Annotated in this window: 17 protein-coding genes; 9 read left to right on the top strand and 8 right to left on the bottom strand. The window is 53.3% G+C overall.

Annotated features, from left to right (window positions below; genetic code table 11):
- The first annotated feature begins 10 nt into the window (after positions 1–10).
- The 5 genes from JM93_RS17710 (at position 11) to JM93_RS17690 (ending at position 4148) form a co-directional block, all read left to right on the top strand.
- Positions 11–295: an aa3-type cytochrome c oxidase subunit IV gene (locus JM93_RS17710; RefSeq protein WP_145346143.1), complete on the top strand. Its 285-nt coding sequence runs from the start codon at positions 11–13 to the stop codon at positions 293–295.
- Between the two features lie 67 nt (positions 296–362).
- Complete coding sequence (locus tag JM93_RS17705) at positions 363–1502, top strand: Re/Si-specific NAD(P)(+) transhydrogenase subunit alpha (RefSeq protein ID WP_145346141.1); 1140 nt, start codon at positions 363–365, stop codon at positions 1500–1502.
- A gap of 11 nt (positions 1503–1513) precedes the next feature.
- Positions 1514–1987: a proton-translocating transhydrogenase family protein gene (locus JM93_RS17700; protein WP_145346139.1), complete on the top strand. Its 474-nt coding sequence runs from the start codon at positions 1514–1516 to the stop codon at positions 1985–1987.
- A gap of 12 nt (positions 1988–1999) precedes the next feature.
- On the top strand, positions 2000–3394 hold the full coding sequence (locus JM93_RS17695) for an NAD(P)(+) transhydrogenase (Re/Si-specific) subunit beta (protein ID WP_145346137.1): 1395 nt from the start codon (positions 2000–2002) through the stop codon (positions 3392–3394).
- 145 nt (positions 3395–3539) lie between these two features.
- Positions 3540–4148 (top strand): pseudouridine synthase, encoded by a 609-nt coding sequence (locus tag JM93_RS17690; protein ID WP_341873637.1) that lies wholly within the window; start codon positions 3540–3542, stop codon positions 4146–4148.
- 7 nt (positions 4149–4155) lie between these two features.
- Here the strand turns inward: JM93_RS17690 and JM93_RS17685 are convergent, their stop codons facing one another.
- Entirely contained in the window at positions 4156–5022 is an 867-nt protein-coding gene (locus JM93_RS17685; RefSeq protein ID WP_145346133.1) for a tetratricopeptide repeat protein, read from the bottom strand.
- A gap of 462 nt (positions 5023–5484) precedes the next feature.
- Here JM93_RS17685 and JM93_RS17680 point away from each other — a divergent pair, with 462 nt between their 5' ends.
- Positions 5485–6879: an MATE family efflux transporter gene (locus tag JM93_RS17680; protein WP_145346131.1), complete on the top strand. Its 1395-nt coding sequence runs from the start codon at positions 5485–5487 to the stop codon at positions 6877–6879.
- Between the two features lie 20 nt (positions 6880–6899).
- On the opposite strand, the gene JM93_RS17675 is transcribed toward JM93_RS17680, so the two are convergent.
- The 3 genes from JM93_RS17675 to JM93_RS17665 all read right to left on the bottom strand — a co-directional run bounded on the left by JM93_RS17675 (position 6900) and on the right by JM93_RS17665 (position 8812).
- A complete protein-coding gene (locus JM93_RS17675; RefSeq protein WP_145346129.1) occupies positions 6900–7991 on the bottom strand; it encodes a 5-(carboxyamino)imidazole ribonucleotide synthase in 1092 nt (363 codons plus the stop codon).
- A gap of 35 nt (positions 7992–8026) precedes the next feature.
- On the bottom strand, positions 8027–8515 hold the full coding sequence (purE, locus tag JM93_RS17670) for a 5-(carboxyamino)imidazole ribonucleotide mutase (protein WP_145346127.1): 489 nt from the start codon (positions 8513–8515) through the stop codon (positions 8027–8029).
- Positions 8516–8605: 90 nt separating this feature from the next.
- The gene (locus JM93_RS17665) at positions 8606–8812 is read right to left on the bottom strand and encodes a YdcH family protein (protein ID WP_145346125.1); all 207 of its coding nucleotides are present in this window, start codon (positions 8810–8812) and stop codon (positions 8606–8608) included.
- Positions 8813–9097: 285 nt separating this feature from the next.
- On the opposite strand from JM93_RS17665, the gene JM93_RS17660 reads away from it, so the two are divergent.
- Positions 9098–9277, top strand: a complete 180-nt coding sequence (locus JM93_RS17660; RefSeq protein ID WP_145346123.1) for a YdcH family protein — start codon at positions 9098–9100, stop codon at positions 9275–9277.
- 64 nt (positions 9278–9341) lie between these two features.
- Here the strand turns inward: JM93_RS17660 and JM93_RS17655 are convergent, their stop codons facing one another.
- The 3 genes from JM93_RS17655 to JM93_RS17645 form a co-directional block, all read right to left on the bottom strand.
- Positions 9342–10976, bottom strand: a complete 1635-nt coding sequence (locus JM93_RS17655) for an acyl-CoA synthetase (RefSeq protein WP_145346121.1) — start codon at positions 10974–10976, stop codon at positions 9342–9344.
- Between the two features lie 96 nt (positions 10977–11072).
- Positions 11073–11777: a hypothetical protein gene (locus tag JM93_RS17650; protein WP_145346119.1), complete on the bottom strand. Its 705-nt coding sequence runs from the start codon at positions 11775–11777 to the stop codon at positions 11073–11075.
- A gap of 179 nt (positions 11778–11956) precedes the next feature.
- Positions 11957–12718 carry a sulfite exporter TauE/SafE family protein gene (locus tag JM93_RS17645; RefSeq protein WP_145346117.1) on the bottom strand — a complete coding sequence of 254 codons (762 nt, stop codon included), beginning with the start codon at positions 12716–12718 and terminating at the stop codon, positions 11957–11959.
- 185 nt (positions 12719–12903) lie between these two features.
- Between JM93_RS17645 and JM93_RS17640 the strand changes: the two genes are divergently transcribed.
- Both JM93_RS17640 and JM93_RS17635 read left to right on the top strand, forming a co-directional pair.
- On the top strand, positions 12904–14817 hold the full coding sequence (locus JM93_RS17640; protein ID WP_145346115.1) for a propionyl-CoA synthetase: 1914 nt from the start codon (positions 12904–12906) through the stop codon (positions 14815–14817).
- A 129-nt stretch (positions 14818–14946) separates the two neighbouring features.
- The gene (locus tag JM93_RS17635) at positions 14947–15738 is read left to right on the top strand and encodes an SDR family NAD(P)-dependent oxidoreductase (RefSeq protein WP_145346113.1); all 792 of its coding nucleotides are present in this window, start codon (positions 14947–14949) and stop codon (positions 15736–15738) included.
- A 48-nt stretch (positions 15739–15786) separates the two neighbouring features.
- Here the strand turns inward: JM93_RS17635 and JM93_RS17630 are convergent, their stop codons facing one another.
- The gene (locus JM93_RS17630) at positions 15787–17601 is read right to left on the bottom strand and encodes an ABC transporter transmembrane domain-containing protein (RefSeq protein ID WP_145346111.1); all 1815 of its coding nucleotides are present in this window, start codon (positions 17599–17601) and stop codon (positions 15787–15789) included.
- Between the last annotated feature and the right edge of the window lie 613 nt (positions 17602–18214).

Raw genomic sequence — 18214 nt, 5'->3', positions numbered from 1 at the left:
GGGGGACTCTATGTCTAACGAAAACACTGCGCCGTCGATGGACTACAATGAGCACGAGCGCACCTACGAAGGCTTCATCAACTTTTCAAAAGTTGGCACTGTTGCCGTCATTAATGTGGTCCTGTGCCTCATTCTTTTCGCGTTTGGTGGCGGGGCAGCGACTTTCTTCGGATGGATTTTGCTGATCGCAACTGTTGTTGCCGCTGGTATTGGGATGGCGCTGGGCGCATCCGGATGGATCCCATCCGCTGCTGTAATGGGGTTGACCATTCTGGCAGCAATTCTGACTGTCTAATTTACGAAACAGGTAAAGCGGCCTTTGTGTCATAAAGGCCGCGCCATGTTCCTCGGGGAGGCTGTTCATGAAAATTGCAGTGCCGCGCGAAAGCGACGCGGGTGAAACACGCGTATCTGCAACGCCCGATACGGTTAAAAAACTGGTGGGCCTGGGCGCCACCGTCATTGTCGAAAAAGGCGCTGGTACAAAGTCCCGTATCCTCGATGAGGATTTCGAAGCTGCAGGTGCCACCATTGCTGCTGATCCTGCCGCAGCTATGGCTGACGCCGACGTTGTCCTGAAGGTGCGCCGCCCCGTTGTGGATGAACTCAAGTCCATGAAGAAGGGTGCTCTGGTAATTGCATCCATGGATCCGTTCGGTCACGAAGAAGATGTTAAAGCAATGGCCGATGCGGGCGTCACTGCATTCGCTATGGAATTCATGCCGCGCATTACCCGTGCTCAGGTGATGGATGTCTTGTCGTCCCAAGCCAATTTGGCGGGTTACCAAGCTGTTATTGATGCATCTGCTGAATTCGACCGTGCTATGCCGATGATGATGACTGCAGCTGGTACCGTTCCTGCCGCGCGTGTTTTCGTCATGGGCGCGGGAGTTGCTGGTCTGCAAGCCATCGCGACTGCACGTCGATTGGGGGCAGTGGTGACCGCGACCGACGTTCGGCCAGCCGCTAAAGAGCAGGTGGAATCGCTCGGGGCGAAGTTCGTTGCTGTCGAGGATGATGAATTCAAGCAGGCAGAGACCGCAGGCGGCTATGCCAAGGAAATGTCTGACGACTACAAAAAGAAACAGGCTGAGCTAGTCGCCACGCACATTGCAAAACAGGACATTGTGATCACAACTGCGTTGATCCCGGGACGTCCGGCACCGCGTCTCATAAAAAAAGACATGCTGTCCAGCATGAAACCCGGTTCTGTTGTGGTTGATTTGGCAGTTGAACGCGGCGGCAATGTCGAAGGTTCAAAAGCCGGAAAAGTCGCAACGGTCTCCGGAGTAAAAGTTGTTGGCCACTTGAATGTGCCGGGTCGTATAGGGGCATCCGCGTCGGCTCTATATGCAAAGAACCTGTCGGCGTTTCTGGAAACCATGATCGACAAAGAAAATAAATCGCTCGCACCGAATTGGGACGACGAGTTGATCACGGCGACGGTTTTGACGCGTGACGGCAAGGTGGTTCATCCCGCCTTCGCTTCGGCAGAAAGCTAAAGGGGGGAGTGATGAGCGAACTGTCTCAAACAGAAGCGCTAGAGCGGGCCAATGCTGCGGCAGAAGCCGCGCGTGAGGCGGCTTCAACGGCGCAGGAAGCCGCGCAGGCGGCTCAAGGGTATGCTGACCAACTTGCGGCGGGCGCTGGCGATATCGCGCTCCAGGCAGCGTCAGGCAGCGGCATGATCGAACCTTTCGTATTCCTGTTTTCAATCTTCGTGATGGCGATTTTTGTTGGCTACTACGTGGTTTGGTCTGTGACCCCGGCCCTACATACACCGCTGATGGCTGTAACCAACGCGATTTCCTCGGTGATCGTGGTGGGTGCTCTGCTTGCCGTTGGTGTTGATTTGACCGCCGGGGATGGCGCGATGATGGCCCGGATTTTTGGCTTTCTTGCTTTGATACTGGCGAGCGTAAACATATTCGGCGGGTTTATGGTAACCAGCCGGATGCTTGCCATGTACAAGAAAAAGCAACGGTAAGGGGGCGATCTCATGTCAGCTAACCTAACAGCAGTCCTCTACCTTGTGTCCGCAGTGCTCTTCATTATGGCGCTGCGCGGACTATCAAGCCCCGAAACCTCGCGGCAGGGCAACATCTTTGGAATGGTCGGTATGGCCATTGCCGTCGTGACGACCTTGTTTGCATCAGGTGTCACCTTCGGTTCTTTTGTCCTGATTGTGATTGGCGTCGCGATTGGTGGCGGGGTCGGGGCGGTCATTGCGCGCCGGATCCCCATGACGGCAATGCCCCAGCTGGTCGCGGCTTTTCACTCACTGGTCGGACTTGCCGCTGTGTTTGTGGCAGCTAGTGCCCTTTATGCACCTGCTGCATTCGGCATCGGGGCCCCAGGGCACATCCACACCTCTGCTCTTATCGAAGGCGCGATTGGAGCGGCAATCGGTGCAGTTACGTTCACCGGCTCAGTTATTGCGTTCTTGAAGCTTGACGGCCGTATGTCTGGTAAACCCATCATGCTGCCGGCGCGCCATGCAATTAATATTGGTCTTGCGGCTGCCATGGTCGTCCTGACCATTGTATTGGTCAGCACGGAGAGCATGACCATTTTCTGGCTGCTGGTCATCATCGCATTCGTCTTTGGTATCTTGATCATCATCCCGATCGGTGGCGCAGACATGCCGGTGGTGGTGTCTATGCTGAACTCCTATTCGGGCTGGGCGGCCGCCGGCATTGGTTTCACGCTCTCCAATATGGCGCTGATCATAACTGGTGCGCTGGTTGGGTCGTCGGGTGCAATTCTGTCCTACATCATGTGCAAAGGCATGAACCGGTCGTTCATCTCCGTGATCCTCGGTGGCTTCGGCGGCGAAACCGCGGCAGTCGGCGGTGATGGCGGTGAAGAACGCCCGGTTAAGCAGGGGGCTGCGGACGATGCTGCCTTTATCATGAAGAACGCGTCCAAAGTTATCATTGTCCCAGGATACGGTATGGCGGTCGCACAAGCGCAACACGCCCTTCGTGAGTTGGCCGATACCCTCAAAGAAGAGGGCGTTGAGGTCAAATATGCCATTCACCCGGTTGCAGGGCGCATGCCTGGTCATATGAACGTGCTGCTCGCTGAAGCAAACGTGCCTTACGATGAAGTGTTTGAGCTGGAGGACATCAACTCCGAATTCGCGCAGGCTGACGTCGTTTATGTGATCGGTGCGAACGATGTCACCAACCCAGCTGCAAGAGACGATCCTCAGTCGCCAATCTATGGCATGCCGATCTTGGATGTAGACAAAGCAGGTACGGTTCTGTTTGTGAAGCGAGGCATGAGCTCCGGCTACGCTGGCATTCAGAACGAATTGTTCTTCAATGATCGAACGATGATGTTGTTCGGTGATGCAAAAAAGATGACCGAAGAGATCGTCAAGGCGATCTAGTGATTGCCGTATATTATGGTTGTCAAAAGGCGTGGGTATTCCGCGCCTTTTGTTTTCTGGGTAATCCGCTATAAGCGCTGCCATGGTTGGAGGAGCTTCGAAATCATTTATATATGACCCGCCCGTTGAGCCTTGGCTCGAGGTCATGCATGCAGACGCCGATCTTCTTGTCGTCAACAAACCGAGCGGCCTTCTAAGTGTTCCTGGTAAAGCTCCAGAACATGCCGACAGCGTCGATACGCGGGCAAAGGCCAAGTTTCCTGGCGCCCGTATTGTACATCGGTTGGACATGGACACGTCCGGGGTCATGGTTCTTGCGCGCAACGCCGCAGCCCATAGGCATTTGGGGCTTCAGTTTGAACGGCGCAAACTTGCAAAAACCTATGTGGCAGACGTCTGGGGACATCCTGTGGAGGATTGCGGGGAAATTGACTTGCCGCTCATATGCGATTGGCCCAACCGGCCAAAGCAAATGGTCAGTTTTGAACTAGGCAAAGCAGCATTTACACGATGGGAAACCATTGAGCGCCTGGAGCGCACAACGCGTCTGCGATTGTATCCAAGGACAGGTCGGTCCCATCAGTTGAGGGTGCACTTATTATCCATAGGACATCCCATCATTGGTGACCGTTTTTATGCGGAAGCAGACGCGCTGGCTGAGTCGAACCGGCTTGCGCTCCATGCAGAAAGTCTTGAAGTGCACCATCCGGCGAACGGGGAACGGGTAATGTTTGAAGCACAAGTGCCGTTTTGACCGTGGTCTAGATCCGCTGGCCGCGGTTCATTCGGCTGAGGCCTTCACGTGCCAGCTTGTTGGAATTGTCCAAATTGACCGCCTTGTTGTAGTTGCGTAGTGCATCGGTCGGCTGCCCGAGCAGCTCGAGCGCCAGGCCCCGGTTTGCCCAAGCAACCGCTGAACGTCTGTCCAGATTCACTGCGAGCGACAGATCAGAAAATGCTGCATTTGGATCGTTTATTTCGAGATAAGAGATTCCGCGGGCTATGTATGGCTCGCTGGCATTTGGATTAAGTCCGATCGCGGTAGCAAAATCCTCAATGGCTTGAGTGTGATTGTTCTGGGATTGATAAATAAGGCCGCGATTGTAGAAGGCTCTGGCGTTCGAGCTGTTAAGCGCGATGACTGCATTGAAGTCTTGAAGTGCGGGGCCAACCTGACCGAGTGTCCGGTAGGCATTCCCGCGCCCAACGAAGGCTGCATCATAGTCCGGCCGCAATTTGATCGCGCGGGTATAGTCAGCGATAGCTGCCTGCTCATCGCCCATCCTGCGGTATACAAGGGCGCGGTTTGCGTAGGCTTCCGGCGACCGCGGGTCTAGCTGAATTGCAGTGTTGAAATCATCTTGCGCTTGTCGCAATCGTCCCGCCTGCCCGTAGGCTATCCCGCGTGTGTTGTAGGCATCAGCATCGTTTGGATTTGCCTTAATAACGCTGGTGAGCGAATCTATATTCGCGGATGAACCCGCCGCCTTATCAACTGGCGATGACTGGAAAGACCCGTCGCTGGTCTGGCAGCCGGATACCATGGCAGCGGCCACAAAAATTTGAGCGATCCGGCGAAAATTGGGAAAAGAAAAAATGGTTTCAGTCCCGGCTAAACCGTTGAACATATTGATATGTTGTCCGTGGCAAACCATGTGCTCAAGCACAACGACCTGATCTTTTTCTAACAGACGTGCCGCGAAACTATATTCGGACAATGCGCTATTTCGTCTGAATTCTCAATGGCTTTAGCCGTGTTTCAAACATCTTCACCCAGAAATTGCCGACATCACGCACTCACTTTTCCGGTCTGTTGCGCAACATGACAAGCGTGCCAGAGGGCCAAATCTCGCGCACAACACTGGGCTACCCATGTTTGCCCATGCTGTTTGCAGAGTATTTTGAGATCTCCCTGAGACCCGGTTGCCCACCAACGCCCCATTTTAGCGAATGCTCTTATTCAGTATTTAGCATTTTATTCGGGTCACCTCCGACGTCCGTGATGGACAGTGTGTGAAATGACGACTAGACCGGCCTTAACGGTTTATCGCTGACTGCGCGCTGACCGTCTCAACGACATGGAGAATATGATGGCAGGCGTGGTGACGACCCCGCATGGCAACAAGCATCGCGGGCTTTGGAATAGTGACGTAAAACCGACACTGGCGCTCGGTCTACCTTTGGCAGGCGCACAGATTGCCCAAATCGCCATCAATACGACTGATGTGATTATGATTGGAAGGCTTGGAGCAGAGCCGCTCGCTGCCGCTGTTCTCGCCTTCAATCTCTACATTCTGACCTGGTTCTTCGGCATGGGGATCCTGCAGGCAGTTATACCTTTGGCTGCGCACGCCAGGGGGCAAAAAAATGTGCGTGAGGTTCGCCGCTGTGTGCGAATGGGTTTCTGGATTGTGGTTGTGTACTGCCTGCCGTTCTGGATCTTGTTGTCTTTCACAACTGAAATCCTGATCGCCTTAAAACAGGACCCGGAGATCTCGCGGTTGGCAGGACAATACATGGACGTTCTGATGTGGACGTTGATGCCTGCTCTTGGCATAATGGCAGTTCGCGGCTTTCTGACCGTAATGGAGCGTGCCCAGATCGTCCTCTACGCCACAATTGCCGGTGCTATAGCGAACGCCATTCTGGACTACCTGCTGATATTCGGAAACCTTGGTTTTCCGCGGCTCGAACTGATCGGTGCGGGTATTGCCTCAGTGGTCAGCTCAACAGTAACAATGCTTCTACTCTTCGCCTACGCAAGCATGCATCCGAAACTGCGCCGCTATTACATTTTTGGCCGGATTTGGCGCATGGACTGGCCGGTCTTTTTTCAAATAATACGGCTTGGCTGGCCCATCGGCGTCACGATCGTGGCTGAAGCAGGATTGTTTGCAGCCTCTTCTATTTTAATGGGTTGGTTAGGCACGATACCTCTGGCCGCGCATGGGATCGCGGTGCAAATCGCATCCGTCACCTTTATGGTGCCTGTTGGTATGAGTCAGGCGGCCATGACGCGCGTTGGGCTGGCTGCCGGGCGTAGAGATCGGTCAGCAATTGGGCGTGCAGGATGGACCGCTCTTGCAATCACTCTTGGATTCATGGGGTGCTTTGCCATCTTGTTTTGGACGGTCCCTGAATTTCTTGTTGCGCTTTATCTGGATTTCGGCAACCCGCAGTCTCAAGCCGTTCTAACTCTGGCATCCACTTATTTGTTCGTCGCGGCCATATTCCAGTTGGCGGACGGTGCGCAAATCATCGGTGTCAACAATTTGAGAGGGCTGGGAGACACCACAGTGCCGCTCTACTACGCGCTGTTCGGCTACTGGGTGGTTGGTATCAGTTTGTCACTGGGCCTCGGGTTTGCTGCAGGCCTTGAGGGAATTGGGATTTGGTGTGGTCTGGCCGGTGGGCTTGCGACCGTTGCCGTACTGGCCAATCGCCGCTTTTACCAGCGCGAGAAGCTCAAGCTGATACGGTTTTAGGGAGCATAAAGGGAGTCGGGTCAGGCCCGCGGCGACAGTCGATTGACGTGGCCCATCTTCCGGCCCGGGCGCGCCTCCGCTTTCCCGTAAAGATGTAGCCGCGCGTTCGGCTCTTGAAGAACGTTGCCGTAACCAGTGACGTCATCACCGATCAGGTTATGCATGATCACATTGGAATGTCGTTTGGTGGAGCCCAGTGGCCAGCCTGCGACCGCACGGATGTGTTGCTCAAATTGAGATGTCAAACATGCGTCCTGGGTCCAATGCCCCGAGTTGTGAACGCGCGGCGCTATTTCATTGACCAGCAGGCGGTCACCACCGACTGTTTTGACCAAGAACATTTCGACACCCATTACCCCGATGTAGTCGAGGGCATCCGCGATTTTTACCGCGATGGCCTGAGCAGCCACATCCACTTTTTGGTCTACATTTGCCGGAACCGTCGACGTTTTAAGAACGTGGTTTTCGTGAACGTTTTCGGTAAGTTCGTAAGTGGCAGAGCTTCCAGTCACATCGCGTGCAACAATTACCGAAACTTCCCGGTCGAACGACACCAGCTCTTCGAGAACTGCAGGCGCATGCCCCAGTTGCTCAAGAGCTGTCTTTGCATCTGTCATTGAGCGGATCATGACCTGGCCTTTACCATCATACCCAAAGCGCCTGGTCTTTAATACGCCGCGGCCACCGTTTTTGATGAGTGCGTTCTCCAGATCATTTTGATTGTCGATCCTTTGATAGGACGCAAGTGCGATACCCGATCCTGATAGGAAATCCTTTTCCGACAAGCGGTCCTGAGCAATCTCCAGCGCCTTTGCGGACGGACGCACAACTGAAGTGGCAGCAAGGCGTTCGGCGGTCTCTCCGGGTACGTTCTCAAACTCGTAGGTTATAGCGAAGCAATCGGCCGCAAATGAATCGAGCGCGTGCAGATCAGTATAATCTGCGATCGTCGCCTTGTCCGCAACTTCAAAGGCTGGACTGTTTTCGTCCGGGCAAAAAATATGGCATTTCAGACCGAGCTCAGCTGCCGATATCGCCAGCATTCGCCCGAGTTGGCCACCGCCCAATATGCCGATTGTGTCACCGGGGCGAAGTTGTTTCGCTGAGGTCATGGGCTGTTGTGCTCCGAATGCAACGCGGCATGCGCTTAGGCGTCTAAAGGGCGCTCTCCGACGGATGCTGTCTTAGCGCTGCGGAAGTCCTCAAGCTTTTGCTCAATGAGTTTGTCCGACAAGGCCAATACAGCAGCCGCCAAAAGAGCGGCATTTGTCGCTCCTGCTTTTCCAATGGCAAGGGTTCCAACAGGAATTCCACCTGGCATTTGCACGATTGACAAAAGGCTGTCCTCGCCTGACAAGCACTTGCTTTCGACCGGGACACCGAACACCGGAAGGGGGGTCAGGGAAGCTGTCATACCAGGCAGATGTGCGGCGCCGCCGGCGCCGGCTATAATGATTTTGAAACCCGCAGCTTTCGCGCCTTTCGCGAATTCGTACATGCGATCTGGCGTACGGTGCGCGGACACAATGCGTGCGTCGTAGGAGATGCCGAGTGCGTCCAAAACTTCGGCCGCATGTTTCATTGTTGGCCAATCGGATTGACTGCCCATGATAATTGCGACATCCGCCTTGGCCATATGCGCGTGATCCCTGTCATTGCCCGGAAAGGCGCGGAGTATATGCAGGTCTAAGCTACATGCAAGGCTTAGCAGTGCCCAAGCCTACGTTTACGCAATTATGTCAGGAAACAGCTTGTCTTCGAGCTGAGCAATCCGATCCTTAATCATGAGTTTTCGTTTTTTAAGCCTCTGTAGTTGAAGCGCGTCGGAGTTGGCTGTCGCGCCCAGTGCCTCCACCGCAACGTCGAGGTCCCGATGCTCTTGGCGAAGCTGTGCGAGCTCCCTGCGCAGAGCATTTTCATCCTCGTCCGACATCTTGTTCCCCTGACTTTCGCATACCGGTCCTTTCCTATGACAAGCTCAAACGTGAAGAGCAAGTCTTGCCGGTTCATTCAAGTTGTGCGCGTACGCAATTTCCTTTCCAAAAAACGCAATTAATTCACGGCGTATGGGCTTCGAACTTAAGAGCTTCCTAAGCTTGTCCTCCGGTTTGCACATTTTGACGGCGAAACTAGCTGGCTATGCATAATCTGCAATCGACAAGCCTTATTTTCCTATGGCACGATAGACCGGTTGAGCCAACAGACAGGAGGTTATTCCATGTCCATGCAGTCGCATCTCGAAGAACTTCAGCGCCGTCACGCCGAAATGGAACGGAAGATTGAGGACGCTCTTCTTCACCCGAGTACCGACTCTTTGGAACTGACAGACCTCAAACGAAAGAAATTAAAACTCAAAGAGCAGATTGAGCGAATACGAAAAACCGACACTCTGCATTGAGCGCATTGTCACATTACAAACAAAGCGCCGCGGATTGTCCGCGGCGTTTTTACATTTAGAAAATTCACAGGTTCTTGGCCTGCTCCCGCAAGGCAAATTTCTGAATCTTGCCGGTCGATGTCTTTGGAAGCTCGGTGAATATGACTGTTTTCGGAGCCTTAAAATTTGCCATATGGTTCCGGCAGAAGTTAGTGATGTCTTGCTCTGACGGCTCGGCCCCCTGGCGCAATTCGATGAACGCGCACGGCGTTTCACCCCATTTCTCGTCCGGCCGCGCGACCACGGCGGCTGACATAACATCCGGGTGTTTGTACAAGACGTCTTCAATTTCAATCGATGAAATGTTTTCACCGCCGGAGATAATGATGTCTTTGGAACGGTCTTTCAGCTGAACGTATCCGTCTGGATGCAGTACCCCCAGATCTCCTGAGTGGAACCAGCCGCCGGCGAACGCCTCCGAAGTTGCTTCGGGGTTCCTAAGATATCCCTTCATTACGACGTTGCCCCGGAACATAACTTCTCCCAGTGTCTGACCGTCAGAAGGCACTTCTTCGAGTGTTTGGGGATCAAGAACACTCAGGGCTTCAAGTGCAATATATCGCACGCCTTGGCGCGCTTTTTTTGCCGCTTGTTCGGCGGCCGGCAACTCATCCCATTCGGTTTTCCAATCATTGACGACCGCGGGCCCATAGACCTCTGTCAGTCCGTACAAATGGGTCACATTGAAACCAGCCGCACTCATGGCGGCAAGCACGCTTTCTGGAGGCGGGGCAGCCGCTGTGAAAAATTCAACTTTGTTCAACAGCTCGCGCTTGTCGTCCGGTGCAGCATTCAGGAGTGTTGACATGATGATTGGAGCCCCGCACAGATGGCTGACGCCTTCATCGGCAAGCGCGTCCCACAGGGCTTTTGGCCTCACCCAGCGCAGGCAGACATGGGTGCCGGCCACTACGGACATTGACCATGGGAAGCACCAACCATTGCAATGAAACATTGGCAGTGTCCAAAGATAGACCGGATGCTTTGCCATGGACGCAGTGATGATGTTCGCTTGGGCCAGCAAATACGCTCCGCGATGGTGATAGACCACGCCTTTCGGATTGCCTGTTGTACCGGAAGTGTAGTTGAGCGTGATTGCGTCCCATTCATCGTCCGGAAGGGACCACTCAAATTCCGGGTCTCCACTACTCACAAACTCATCATAGTCCAAGGTGCCCAAGCGCTCGCCAGCTTGGGGGAACTCCGTGTCAGAGTAGTCGATGACGACAGGTTTGACTTTTGCCAGCTTGAGGGCCTCTTTCATGACGGGCGCGTATTCCCGGTCTGTGATTAACACCTTCGTGTTGGCGTGATCGAGCTGGAAAGCTATAACTTGCGCGTCCAAACGGGTGTTCAGCGAGTGAAGGACGGCTTTCGTCATTGGTACGCCATAATGCGCTTCAAGCATTGGCGGCACATTCGGCAGCATGACGGTGACAGTGTCCGCTTTGCGTACACCGATTTTTCGTAGTGATGAAGCCAGCTGTTTCGAACGATTGTAGAAGGTCCTGTAGGTGGACTTTTGACTGCCGTGAACTACTGCAGGATGGTCAGGAAACACATCTGCCGCTCTTGCCAAGAAGCTCAAAGGACTCAATTGCGCAAAGTTCGCCTGGTTCTTTTCAAGTCCAACTTCATAGGGGCTAGAGGCCGCGTCCATCGTTATTTCCTCCCATGTGGTTGGAGAGCATGAAAGCGGGAATTATCTGATTCCGCAATGCGCCGATGGGCGGGTGCTTCGTCGAGCTACAGCGAGTTACTGAGTGGACGTGGAAATAAATGGATCCGGGCGGTCATAGGCAGGGCGGAAAAGCTCTTGGATCTCTTTTTCGACACGTGCGGACCGGAAGCGCCCATACTCCTTCCTGAGAATTTTGACACACAACTCTGAAATGCCGATGTCTTGTAAGCAGTTGTATGCAATAGTGTTTTTACGCACTACATCGCCTGTTAGCAGAATAACTTGAAGACGGTCCGTTACGTATTGAATGTAATTTGCAAGAAGATGTCTTATCTTCGGGTCTTTTAAAATTTTGTCTGGAATATGCTTGATCAGTATAAGGTCCCCTTCTGTAACACTAACAAGTGCCATTTGTTGTTTGAGGATGTGGAACTGTTCCTGCGTGCCTTTTTTTGCGATTACATCCAATAAAATAGCATAGCAGGATGTGTACAGGTACTCGATTTCCCGGCGATCGATTTCTTTAAATGTTCTGATCGCGTTCTTTGTTTCGCTCCAGTTCCAGTCAGGTCCGTTCACTCTACTCACGAACGATATGAAATGGCCGCAATCGAAGTAGCTGTCTAGCGCCCGCTGGCGGCCTTGAGCTTCCGATCCAACTACTAACAAGAGCAGTGAGTAGACGGCGACTGCCATCCACCTATGCATATTGTAGAGTTTTCGCCCCCTATTTTGAACGCCGGAAGGCCATGCTGTTTTCGTTGCGGTTTCTTGGTTCATGGCCATGTTTCTGGTTGCAGCATTGAAATGGCATCAATGCAGCCGGATTGGCGATATGCGGCGGCAATCAAACAGCCATTTCTTAAATTTGCCACAATCGTAAAGGGGCAAATTCTAATGAAATTTCAGTGGATTTTTATGGGCATGGAACTCTGACGTTAAAAACACAACGTCTCTCATCAGGTTAGGGATGCGATGCCGTCAAATATAAGTTTGCAACCGATCAAAAGCATCAGTGCATAAATCAGCCGATAGAAGGTTTCAGTGTCAATCTTCTTGACCAGCCATACGCCACAAAGTGTTGCGATTGGAGCAATGGGAAGCAGCACCAACGATGTTGCTATGTTTGTCGCGTCAAACTGGTCGAGGTAGTAGTACGGCACAAGCTTCATTGCATTGACGGCGGCGAAAAAAATAACCGCTGTTCCGGCGAAAAGGGCGGGCTCCAGCCGCAAAGGAACCACATAAAGCTGAAATGGTGGACCGCCCGTATGGCTTACGAAACTCGTAAATCCTGCAATTGTGCCCCATAGGCCGCCTTTGAGCGGGTTATGTTTGGACGCTGTTTGGCGGCTATTTCTCTCGAAAACGTAATCAGCAACGAACAACAGAGACAATATCCCTACCAGAAGAACAACCATGCCATCGTTCACGTACGTGGCAGTGAGCCAGCCGATGCAAATGCCCGCAATAGCTGCGGGCAACAGAATTCGCAGGGATAACCAGTCTGCCCGCCCGCGATAGGCTAGCAACGCGATCCCATCCATCACGACAAGAATAGGAAGCATGATGCCTGCAGCCTGAATTGGTGAAATCACCAGCGCCATAGCCGGGACACCAAGCATGGCCAGAGTGCCGCCGAAACCACCCTTCGACAGTCCAACGACAAAAACGGCAGGTATCGCAGCAGCGTAAAACCAAGGATCAAGGATTGGTGTCATTTTTTGCTGAAACGGCTTCGTTGAAGGGAAACGGACCCAAGCACACCGCGCAGCTCTACGTAAAGTCCCGATCCCTGCGAATGTCTTATCCGTTCTGCCTTGCAAGTTGTCCTATAGATACCGCACTGTGAATTTAAACGGGCGCGAGTTGCGACGCAGCCTTGCATCATGGGAGGATCATGAAAATGGCAAGCCGGTACCAAGAAACCTACCAGTCTTGGAAGAGTGACCCGATGGGTTTCTGGCAAAGAGCAGCTCATGAAATCGACTGGACTTCAACTACCAATCAAGTCTTCGATCCCGATGCTGGCCAATATGGACGCTGGTTTCCTGACTGGGAGTGCAATACTTGCTACAACTGCCTTGATCGGCATGTCGAACGAGGGCGTCCTGGCCAGCCCGCTTTGATATACGACAGCCCCATTACCGGGTCCCAGAAAACCTACACCTATTCAGAACTCCTTAGCCACGTTCAGGCGATGGCTGCCGTTTTGTCTGACAGTGGTATTTCCAAGGGTGATCGGGTCATCATTTACATGCCGATGATACCTGAGGCGGTCATGGCGATGCTTGCCTGCGCAAGACTCGGGGCAATTCATTCGGTCGTCTTCGGCGGTTTTGCAGCCAATGAACTAGCGACCCGGATCGATGATGCCGCGCCAAAAGCAATCATTGCCGCCTCCTGCGGCATCGAGCCCGGACGGATTATTGCCTATAAACCTTTGGTGGATGAAGCCATCTTCCAAGCGTCACATAAGCCGGACACTTGCTTTGTCATTCAGCGCGATCAAGCCGCAGCAAACATCGTTGCCGGGAAAGATATTGACCTTGGTGCGGCGATGGCCGATGCGTTGTCGTCGGGCAGGACAATAGACTGCGTCCCGGTGAAGGCGACCGATCCGCTGTACGTGCTTTATACCAGTGGCACCACTGGACAGCCCAAAGGCGTTGTCCGTGACAACGGTGGCCACATGGTTGCTCTAAAATGGTCCATGACCAACCTCTATGATATCCAGCCAGGTGAAGTGTTTTGGGCTGCTTCTGATGTCGGTTGGGTGGTCGGTCATTCCTACATTGTTTATGCGCCGCTGCTGCACGGGTGCACCACGGTTGTTTTCGAGGGCAAGCCAGTTGGAACGCCTGATGCCGGTGTTTTCTGGCGCGTTATTTCTGAACATAATGTGGTTTCTCTTTTCACTGCGCCGACAGCGTTTCGAGCTATTCGGAAAGAGGATCCAGAAGGGACGTTCTTAGAACAATATGACTTGTCGCAGTACCGATCGCTGTTTTTGGCTGGTGAACGGGCTGATCCAGAAACAGTTAATTGGGCAGCCGAAAAACTGGGTGTTCCGATTGTCGATCATTGGTGGCAGACCGAAACCGGCTGGTGCATTGTTGGCAACCCGCTTGGTCTGGGGCGATTGCCGGTAAAGCCTGGGTCGCCCACGGTGCCGATGCCAGGATATGACGTTCAGATCCTAGACGATGCCGGTCATCCGCTGGCTACTGATACGCTGGGCAACATTGTCGTGAAGTTGCCATTGCCTCCGGGATGCTTTCCGACATTGTGGAATGCAGACAAACGTTTCTTCGATGCCTACCTGGCCGAATTTCCAGGCTATTACAAGACGTCGGACGCAGGGACAATCGACGCGGATGGCTATCTGTCGATCATGGCCCGTACGGACGACATCATCAATGTGGCTGGCCACCGTCTTTCCACTGGTGCGATGGAAGAAGTCCTGGCCGCACACAAGGACGTAGCGGAGTGTGCGGTTATCGGAATTGCAGATGAATTGAAAGGCCAGTTGCCTTGTGGTTTTGTGGTGTTGAAGGCAGGGGTTAGCCGGCCGCATTCGGAAATCGAGGCGGAGTTGATCAAGCTGGTGCGGGAGCGGATCGGTCCTGTGGCCGCGTTCAAGATCGCAATCACGGTTGACCGGCTCCCTAAAACCCGGTCCGGCAAAATCCTGCGCGGAACGATGCGTCAGATTGCAGACGGCGAAGCTTACAAGATGCCAGCGACCATTGATGACCCGGCGATTCTGGATGAAATTACCTCGGCGCTTGCGGAACATGGTTTGTCAAAAGCGTCCTGAGCAGGCCGGTTTATTGTCCGGTAAAACGGCCATCGACATAATGCCTGTACACACTTATGGTCTGCGCTCTGGCGAGCGGAGCCGACTGCTATTCGCTCTTAATCAATTTTTTGAAAACTGAGGTCATCCGTGTCTCTTGAAAATAAGGTTGCCATAATCACCGGCGCCTCCCGCGGCATCGGCTTTGCTGTTGCAAAACGTTTCGTGATGGATGGTGCCAAAGTTGTTTTGGCGGACGTTGACGATGAAGCCGGGCAGGCAGCTGCTGACGATCTTAAGAGCCTTGGCGACATTATGTATATTCACTGCAATGTCGCCGAGCGTCTTGATGTTCGCAACATGGTAGCCGAAACACTGAACGCATATGGTGACATCGATATTCTGGTGAACAATGCCGGGATTGTCGTCGGTGCAGATTTCTTGGAGCTTGAGGAAGACGATTTCGACCGCGTGCTTTCGATCAATCTGAAGGGCGCATTCTTGTGTTCGCAAGCTGTTGCGCGCCACATGGTTGAAAAGGTGGAAGGCGGCGGCGAGCCGGGTACCATCATAAACATGTCCTCTGTGAACTCTGTGATCGCGATCCCGAACCAGATCCCATATTGCGTTTCTAAAGGGGGAATGTCTCAGCTAACGAAAACCACTGCTTTGGCTCTGGCGAAATACGGGATTCGTGTTAATGCCATCGGTCCTGGTTCGATCATGACTGAAATGCTAGCATCGGTGAACAGCGATCCAGCTGCGAGAAATCGCATTTTGTCACGTACACCAATGCTTCGCATTGGTGAGCCATCAGAAATAGCCGGGGTTGCGGCATTTTTGGCTTCATCTGATGCCAGTTACGTAACCGGTCAAACTATCATGGCTGATGGGGGGCGGATGCCGCTCAACTACACCGTTGAGGTTCCGGCAGACCAATAAGCGCTGAGCCTTGCCGCGCAATGCAGAAAAGCGAACAAAGCCTGGCCGCTATGCGGTCAGGCTTTGTTCGCTTGCGGCCCCGATTCTGGCGGTATCGAATTGCAACTTTGATAGGCGCGAATAGACACCTGCCTGGGTCACGAGCTCGTCATGTGTGCCCGTTTCAACCACTCGCCCGTTCTCCATCACAACGATCCGGTCAGCCTTCAAAACAGTCGCCAGCCTGTGGGCAATCACCAAGGTCGTGCGTCCTTGCATGAGGCGATCCAAGGCTTTTTGAACCAAGTATTCACTTTCGGCGTCCAGCGCACTTGTCGCTTCGTCCAGAAGCAAAATCGGCGCGTTTTTCAAGATAGCCCGAGCAATAGCAATTCTTTGCCTTTGCCCACCAGATAGCGTAACCCCACGTTCTCCAACCAAAGTATCAAACCCGTCTGGCATCCTGGATACAAATTCGTAGGCCAGCGCAGCCTCGGCTGCAGCTTCAATCTCAGATTTCGAGGCTGAACGCTGTCCGTAGGCAATATTCTCTGCCACTGATGCTCCAAAAATGACGGTATCTTGCGGTACCAAGGCGATTGCTTTGCGGAATTCAGCTGGGTCCATTCGCCTGAGGTCAGCACCATTGATCCGGATGTTGCCCTGATCGGGATCGTAAAACCGCATCAACAGATGGAATAGAGTGGACTTTCCGGCACCTGATGGACCAACAATCGCGACGGTTTCTCCTGGCTCGATCACGAGGTCAAGGCCCTCAATGACAGCGTTGTATTCTGCCGATTTATAGGCGAACGAGACAGCGTCGAAAACGACTTGTCCAGCTGGATCTTTAGGCAGCGGCACAGGATTAGCTGGAGCTGCAATATCGGGCCGGATGTCCAATAGTTCGCTCAAACGCTCTGCCGCGCCCGCTGCCTGAGAGAGCTCACCCCATACCTCCGAAAGGCTTGCGAGCGAGCCCGCGGCCAATATCGAATACAAGAGAAATTGACTCAGCTGACCACCTGTCATGCGTCCGGCGAAGACGTCGCTGGCGCCGATCCAGAGGACAGCAACGATGCTTGATCCGATTACCAAAATGGCAAATCCGGTAAGAATTGCGCGGGCCGCGGTCGCTTGTCTGGCTGTTCGAAAGGCCTTTTCAACCGCGCCTCGGAAACGGTTCGTGGCAAACTCCTCGTTAGTAAAGGCTTGCAGAGTGCGAACACCGCCCAGCATTTCGCTGGCATAGGCGGTGGCTTCGGCGAGGGTGTCTTGAGCAGACCGGGATCTTTTGCGAACGGATCGCCCAAAACCGATCAGAGGGATGATAATCACCGGTATCGCAGCGAGTACAATGAGCGATAGCCTTTGGCTGGTGACAACCATCATGATGCTGGCGCCGGCAAACATCATGAAATTTCGCAGCGCTACCGAAGCGCTTGCCCCGAATGCCGATTTGATCTGGGTGGTGTCGGCGGTGAGGCGTGAGAGGATCTCCCCGGATTTTGCGCTGTCATAGAATGCCGGACTAAGCTGTGTCATGTGTGCGAACACGTCTGCGCGAACTTCGGCTACAATCCGCTCACCAATCCACATAACCAGAAAATAGCGAATTGAACTCGCAGCGGCCAATCCGGCTACAACGCCGATTAAGACGAAAAAATAAGCGTTTATGAGTGCCGGGTCGTCCGCACCAAATCCGAAATCAATCATGCGCCTAATTGCGGTGGGCAAGATGAGTGTAATGGCTGCGGCGGCAACGAGAGCCATGAGCGCTGCTGCCGCCATTTTTTTGTGGCGCGATAGATAGGGAACCAATCGGATCAGCGGTCGTAGGCTGCGATTATTGGTTTGGGCGTCATTGCTTTTTCTGTTTTTCATCAAGCCTTCGCATGTGATCAGTGTACCGCGCCGGTCAAACGGAACTGAAGCCTTTCTATCAGCGAAAAGGTCATTTGTTGACCTGATAAGATCTTCGCGATTGGAAAGTAGTTTAGTGACTGTCCGGTTTTTAAGCGATTTGACCCAAGAATGTTGCATCTTGGCCAGTTCGTTTTGGGTTCGCAGGCTCTGCCAGTTCAAATCACACGGTCTGGTCAAGGAGCTGTCAAACCGCGAGCTCTGCGGGTGGCTCAACAGTCCGAAAGGCGCCGGAGCACCGGTAAGGGTAATAAATGGTTCTCCCCGGATTCCTGTGCAACACGCGTTTTGCGCTTTTACGAGGCGCTGCAGCGGCAATGACCTGATTGGTGTGCATAACTTGTTACCAACACTTCTACACAGGTGCCGCGCGTGTACGGCGATCAGGTTTTCGGCGGCAAAGTAATTGAGTGGAATTGGGCCGAAGTCGGTACTTGTGCCTTTCGCTGCATTAGGGTATACCCCCGCCTCATGTTTCTGGAGGCATCGTCCTGCCCGGACCGAATGTCGTATCAAAAATTCTGCCCTTGCTAGGCCTGCGAAAGCATGCTTCCGGGCGAGTAAAAGGACTGGC

Source organism: Roseibium hamelinense (assembly GCF_007830545.1).
Lineage (GTDB): Bacteria > Pseudomonadota > Alphaproteobacteria > Rhizobiales > Stappiaceae > Roseibium > Roseibium hamelinense.
Note: the sequence above shows the minus strand (reverse complement) of the source record. Positions and strands in the feature narration are given on the sequence as shown.